Origin of the sequence: Duganella sp. BJB1802 (assembly GCF_013369445.1) — a bacterium.
In the GTDB taxonomy this organism is placed as follows: Bacteria; Pseudomonadota; Gammaproteobacteria; order Burkholderiales; family Burkholderiaceae_D; genus Rugamonas; species Rugamonas vulcania_A.
This window is the reverse complement of sequence record NZ_JABWEF010000040.1, coordinates 1-5,229: the sequence shown is the minus strand read 5'-3', so window position 1 is coordinate 5,229 and position 5,229 is coordinate 1. Positions and strand designations below refer to the sequence as shown.

Genomic DNA, 5,229 nt, shown 5'->3' with positions numbered 1-5,229 from the left:
ACCAGGTCTTCGATGGCGCGGCGGATGGTGCGCGGGTCGCAGCGGAGCATCTTGGCCAGCGTGGCCTGGCTGGCCACCACGGCATTCTGAGAGCCCATGTTCGCCACGAGCTGGTGCAGCAGGGCGGCGGCCCTGGGTGACTTCATGCTCAGCAGGCCCCAGGCTTCATGGGCGGCCCGCTCTGTCTGAACCCAAGTCTTCGGGTTGGTGTCAACGTAAGTGCCTAGCTTCTTCATCGCGATTCCTGTCACAAGGGGTGCACAGCTTGTCCGGGGGGTAGGACATAGCGTGCAAATTTTTTACATCGGCAGTCCAACTAACACCCATTCTAAATGTAAAAAATTGGACAGGCAATGCTTTTTATTGGCAGAACCCCGGCACAGCTTGTGTCCTACCCCCCGGTCACCTGGTGTCCTACCCCCCCCCTGGAAACCCGCATGAATGCTGGGTTTCTGTCGCCTCCCTCTTGATCTGCCTTTCGTTCAGCTTTTCCACTCCACGGAGTGGACTGCTTTAGGCCCCCGGAGGGGGCAGGAAAGGCCCCCACGGTGCGCGGCGGCCACGGACTGGACGGCCTTGAGGGCCGCCAGGACGCCCGGGGCCGCCCTGTACGGGCGGTCTTCGCTCCCTCGCCCTTCGGGCTTCGGTCCTCAGACTCAAATCGCCCCGGAGGGGTTTTTTGGGGCCGGTTGTTGGCCTCCAGACGATGGTCGGCGACCGTCGCGGGCCGGGGGTTCAGGTTTTCCGATTCATCGGAAAAACCCCCGTAACGCTGCCGGTCCAACCCCGGAGGGGCGCGCAGCGTCTCGCGCAGCGAGATTGGAGCCGGAACCAAGCGCCGACGGGCGCGCGGCAAGGGCGGCCAGTTAGCTCTCGGACTTGCCACTAGCCCGCGTGCGCGGTTTCGTTTCCGGCTGCTGGCGGCGTGCTGGCATTCGGCTCCAGGCCGAACAGCGCCCGCTCGTCCGGGCGCGTGAGGAAGCCTTGCAGCCCTTTCAGTACCGACGCGTGGATGGACGGATCGGCGCTCATCTGCTGGAGCAGATACGCGCCGACCAGCACCTTGCGGCGCGTGTCATCGGCGCGTTTCTGTTTTGCGTCAGCGGCCCGTACTCGCGCCTCGGCCTTTTGCTTGAGTGCCTTGGCCTGTTTGAGCTTCTCTTCCAGGTCTTTCACCCGCTGTTCTGCTTTTTCGATTGTCGTCGCCATGATCGGCCCTTGTGGTTTCGGATCATGCGATTCTATCTTTGCGTAATGGTGCTGTAAAGCAAGATATAATGTTGGCTTAGTAAGCCCGCCGTCTGAGCGAAAGCGAAGACCAAGGGCGCACTTAGAGTAATCCCTACGGGATTACGTGCGCCCCCTGCGGGGGGAAACCAAAAAAGCGAAAACCATGGCGATCTATCACATGAGCATGAAGACGATAAGCAGGTCAGCCGGTCGAAGTTCGACCGCTGCCGCCGCTTATCGCTCCGCAAGTGAGATCGTTGATCGCCGTACCGGCGAGGTGCACGACTACCGACGCAAGGCCGGTGTCGAGTCGTCGGCGCTGGTCTTGCCGGAAGGGTGCGCCGAGCTGTCGCGCTCCGACCTGTGGAACGGAGTGGAGCAGCACCACAAGCGCGGCGATGCCGTGGTGGCGCGTGAGCTGGAGGTGGCCTTGCCCGCCGAGCTGTCCGCGCAGGAGCGCGAACGGCTGGCGGTGGACTTTGCGCGGGAGGTGGCGAACCACTACCGCGTGGCCGCCGATGTGTGCATCCACCTCCCAGGCAAGGAAGGCGACGACCGCAACCACCACGCCCACATCATGCTGTCGGCGTGCACCATCAGCGCGGCGGGCTTCGGCAAGAAGGCCGCCGACCTTGACCCGATCCACTGCCAGCGGCAGAAGATCGGCAACCCTGCGGAGCTGTGGCGGGCGCGGTGGGCCGAGTTGACCAACGAGCGCCTACGCGAAAATGGGATCGATGCGACCATCGACCACCGCAGCCTGGAAGCCCAGGGCATCGACCGCATACCGACAAGCCACGTAGGCCCATCGGTGACGGCCATGGAGCGGCGCGGCAAGAAAGCCCTCGTCACTGAGCGGATCGAGGAAGAGGTGGCCGCCAAGCTGGCGGCGGCCAAGGAGGCCGGGGAAGCGGAGCGCCTGGCGTCCAGGCTGGATGGGATCGTGCTCGACCTGTCGGGCAACCTGGAGGCCGCCAAGGCCGACCGTGACCGGCTGTATGTCGCCGCGGCGCGGGAGTATGCAGCGGGCGCGGTGGCCGAGTTCAAGGCCGACCTGGCAGAGCAGGCCCGCATCGAGCGGGCCAAGGAACAGGCCAGGGCGTTTGTGATCGAGCTGGCGACACCGAAGCCAGAGCGGAAGAAGGAGCGAGACGGGCCGTCCTTGGGCTAGTGGAACCGCAGCACCACAGCCAGGGCGGTGACGATGACAACGCCCACCATGGCCATGTGGCGAAGCTGGTTTGCCATCCGTAGCTCTCGCTTGAGGTCTTCGACCTGGTCAAGCAGCGCGGCTTCACGTTGTGGCTGGGCCTTCACTTCCGCCAGTTCGGCCCGGAACCGTGCGAAGCGGGCCTCAGCTTCGGCAGCCAGGGCAGACACCGGCAGATCGGAGTCCGCCAGTGCAGGGCCATGCTCCATCACGAAGGCGGCGGCGTCGGCCAGGCTGACCTCATGGCTCTTGATGTGGTCTTGGAAGTCGTACAGCTTCAGGGCCTTGAGTGCCAGGATGTGATGCGCGGGCATAGCCCGGATAAGCAGAGCGAAATCGACCGTTGCAAAGACGGCATCGTGGCCGTGATCGGGCGTCAGCCGGTGGGCAAGCTCATGCAGGTAGACCGCCACCAGGTCACGCTTTGCCATCGGCAAAGTGCGCTCCCAGGTCTGGTGTTGGAGCGCCTTGTGTACCTCAATCTCGCCGCTTTCGGTCAGGTCGTTCGGGGAGCAGCAGCCGGTCGTCCAGTCGCTCTGGTACTCCCGGAACAGCACCGGCACCGGCTCCGTGTCCAGCTTGATCAGCTCCCACAGCTCGGCGTTCAGCGCCGCCGTGACCGGCGTGCCTTCCTGCTCTACCAGGTGCAGTATGCGGGCCGTCATCGCTGGCCCTCCTGGTCGTACTCCTGCTCCTGGTCGACGTCGCCCTGGTCTTCCTGGATCGGGCAAGGCGGCCGCAGCTCCGGTACCGTCTTGACCAGGTAGGCGGCCGTGCCGCCGCCATCATCACCGCCGCCGCGCTTGCTCAGCGCCAGGATGAAGGCCACGGCCAGGATTTCCATGGCCAGGAAGCCCACCAGTTCGGTCATACGCTGCTGGCGCCGGAAGAACTCGGCGCCGCTGATGCCCAGGGCGGCGGCGCCAGGCCGCGCCAACTGGCGGCGCTTGCGGCGGGCCTCCCAGGCGTCGAACAGCGCATCGAGCAGCGCCCGCAGGTGCTGCGCGTCGCGCAGCTGCGCGGCCTTGAGGAACAGCTCGGCGATGATCTGCGCCGACTCCAGGCGCTTGGCATCCAGCACCTGGTGCAGATCCTCGCGCCGGTAGAGCCGGTCTTGCTCGTAGAGCGCGCTGGCCAGCTCGGCGGATTCGTGCACGCTGTCGGCCAGGAGCCGGACTACCTCGATTTCTTTTGTATTTTTGTCCATGTATGCCCCTTAGAATTTCGCGCCGATGGCAAGCGCGAGCATCTCCCGGAACTGGTACGTGGCGTACAGGTACAGGCGCAGCTCACGCGAGGGCGCGGCCTCGATCGCTGCGACCAGGTCGGCACGTGAGCACACGTGCGGATCGAGGTCATCGATTAGATCGGAAAACTCCGGGCGTGGTTGCAGAAGCTGGGCCAGCTCGTGCTGGCACTGCGTAATGATGTCGTGGTGATAAACTTCGGTCGAAGCCATGTGACGATTCCTTCTCAATCGTTGGTGGTTTAGGTGGCCGGGGGTGTTGACGCACCTCCGGCCTACCGCTTAGTACCCTTTCGGGATTACGAGTGGCGTGCCCTGGTCGTTCTTCCAGGGCCCCGCCCAATTGGTAAATTCGCCGCCCTGGTTGGTGCTGGCCTCGATGCAGGTGCGCCCGCCGCAGGTGTTGAACCTGATCCTTCCCCCGCGCTTCTCCAGCTCCGCCACACGGGTGTTGAGCTGCGCCACGTCCTCCTGCAGCGCCGCTTTTTGCTCCTGCAGGGCGACTACCTGGTGCCGCTCCCAGGCGATGCCAGCCCAGCCCAGCGCGCCGGCGACGGCCACCAGGCCGGCGGCGATGCCGGCGACCTTCCAGCCGAACCACGCGCCCGCGCTGCGCAGCTGGCCTTCGGCATCGTTCACGGCCTGAGTTGTCTCCCGCAGGGCCTTGAAAACTGGCTTGCAGGCCTCGTTAAACGCGCTCAGGGACGTTTTTGGGGCTTCGGATAGGGAATCCTTCACCGCATCGCGTGCGGCATCGCCTACGGCCTTCTGGATGGCCGGGGATGCGTCCTTGGCGGACTTGGTGGCCGCCTCCAGGGCGGCCACGTGGTTGCGCAGCTCGGCCAGCAGCTTGTCCGTGGTCTGGGACTGCTGCTCAGTCGTGTGCAGCAGGATGCCCAGCATCTTCTGCGGGTCCATCATGCCTCCCTGGAGTCCAGCCAGTCGTAGGCCGTCTCTTCGGCGTCCAGGAAGGCCGCTTGCAGGGCTTCCCCGGCATCTTCGATGCCCTCAACTGGAGGGAACACGCCGCCGCCGACCTCTTCCCCGTTCTCCAGGAGGCGCAGCCGCCAGCCGCCGCCCAGGTGGGCGGCGCGTGGGGTGATTTCGTAGCTGTAGTCCATGGCGTCAGTCCGTCAGGCGCTTCTGGCCGCGCTTCTCCAGCTCGATGCGCAGCTGCATATCCGCGTGCTCCAGTTCGGCCTGGCTGGCACCGCGTAGGTGCGCCCATGGGTCGGGGTTTTCGCCGGACAAGGCGGGGAGGTCCGGTTCCATGCCAGGGATGGCCGGTTGGCTTGGCGGTTCAGCGCCTGGGCCGCTCGGCAGCTGCCGTTCGTTGGGGTAGATCACCGGGATTTTGCGCAGCTGAGACCGGCTCAGCGTGCTTTCGCTCTGGTCGTCAATGTCGGCGATCACTCGAGCGGTGAACAGCGACAGGCGCGGCATGTTGTCGCGCTTTTCACCCCATGCCACCTGGTCGTTCACGATGTAGGCGTTGACGGTGCCAGCGCCGCCCATCGAGACGCACTGAATCCAGTTCTCCTCC

9 protein-coding genes are annotated in these 5,229 nt (G+C 65.0%); 1 reads left to right on the top strand and 8 read right to left on the bottom strand.

The genetic code is table 11. The features are described 5' to 3' along the window. Both HUX88_RS31645 and HUX88_RS31640 read right to left on the bottom strand, forming a co-directional pair. The coding region (locus HUX88_RS31645; RefSeq protein WP_176364350.1) for a helix-turn-helix domain-containing protein at positions 1 to 236 on the bottom strand (236 nt) is incomplete at its 3' end. A gap of 649 nt (positions 237 to 885) precedes the next feature. Next, positions 886 to 1,209, bottom strand: a complete 324-nt coding sequence (locus tag HUX88_RS31640; protein WP_217916525.1) for a mobilization protein — start codon at positions 1,207 to 1,209, stop codon at positions 886 to 888. A 184-nt stretch (positions 1,210 to 1,393) separates the two neighbouring features. On the opposite strand from HUX88_RS31640, the gene mobQ reads away from it, so the two are divergent. Next, a complete protein-coding gene (gene mobQ, locus HUX88_RS31635) occupies positions 1,394 to 2,401 on the top strand; it encodes a MobQ family relaxase (protein WP_176364349.1) in 1,008 nt (335 codons plus the stop codon). Here mobQ and HUX88_RS31630 read toward each other — a convergent pair. The 6 genes from HUX88_RS31630 to HUX88_RS31605 form a co-directional block, all read right to left on the bottom strand. Next, complete coding sequence (locus tag HUX88_RS31630; RefSeq protein ID WP_176364348.1) at positions 2,398 to 3,105, bottom strand: hypothetical protein; 708 nt, start codon at positions 3,103 to 3,105, stop codon at positions 2,398 to 2,400. The two genes, mobQ and HUX88_RS31630, sit on opposite strands and share 4 nt — an antisense overlap. Beyond that, the gene (locus HUX88_RS31625; protein ID WP_176364347.1) at positions 3,102 to 3,647 is read right to left on the bottom strand and encodes a hypothetical protein; all 546 of its coding nucleotides are present in this window, start codon (positions 3,645 to 3,647) and stop codon (positions 3,102 to 3,104) included. Before HUX88_RS31625 ends, HUX88_RS31630 begins: the two co-directional genes overlap by 4 nt. A 9-nt stretch (positions 3,648 to 3,656) precedes the next feature. Then, positions 3,657 to 3,899, bottom strand: coding sequence for a hypothetical protein (locus HUX88_RS31620; protein WP_176364346.1), 243 nt, complete (start codon positions 3,897 to 3,899; stop codon positions 3,657 to 3,659). A gap of 69 nt (positions 3,900 to 3,968) precedes the next feature. After that, the gene (locus HUX88_RS31615; protein ID WP_217916524.1) at positions 3,969 to 4,604 is read right to left on the bottom strand and encodes a hypothetical protein; all 636 of its coding nucleotides are present in this window, start codon (positions 4,602 to 4,604) and stop codon (positions 3,969 to 3,971) included. Then, on the bottom strand, positions 4,604 to 4,807 hold the full coding sequence (locus HUX88_RS31610) for a hypothetical protein (protein ID WP_176364344.1): 204 nt from the start codon (positions 4,805 to 4,807) through the stop codon (positions 4,604 to 4,606). The genes HUX88_RS31615 and HUX88_RS31610 overlap by 1 nt, the downstream gene beginning before the upstream one ends. Before the next feature lie 4 nt (positions 4,808 to 4,811). Beyond that, positions 4,812 to 5,229 (bottom strand): hypothetical protein (locus HUX88_RS31605; protein WP_301549508.1); only part of this gene is annotated, 418 nt, incomplete at its 5' end.

Excerpts from the sequence above, each read along its gene's own strand:
- HUX88_RS31640 (WP_217916525.1), bottom strand. The coding sequence starts at position 1,209 with ATGGCGACGACAATCGAAAAAGCAGAACAGCGGGTGAAAGACCTGGAA.
- mobQ (WP_176364349.1), top strand. The coding sequence starts at position 1,394 with ATGGCGATCTATCACATGAGCATGAAGACGATAAGCAGGTCAGCCGGT.
- HUX88_RS31630 (WP_176364348.1), bottom strand. The coding sequence starts at position 3,105 with ATGACGGCCCGCATACTGCACCTGGTAGAGCAGGAAGGCACGCCGGTC.
- HUX88_RS31625 (WP_176364347.1), bottom strand. The coding sequence starts at position 3,647 with ATGGACAAAAATACAAAAGAAATCGAGGTAGTCCGGCTCCTGGCCGAC.
- HUX88_RS31620 (WP_176364346.1), bottom strand. The coding sequence starts at position 3,899 with ATGGCTTCGACCGAAGTTTATCACCACGACATCATTACGCAGTGCCAG.
- HUX88_RS31615 (WP_217916524.1), bottom strand. The coding sequence starts at position 4,604 with ATGGACCCGCAGAAGATGCTGGGCATCCTGCTGCACACGACTGAGCAG.
- HUX88_RS31610 (WP_176364344.1), bottom strand. The coding sequence starts at position 4,807 with ATGGACTACAGCTACGAAATCACCCCACGCGCCGCCCACCTGGGCGGC.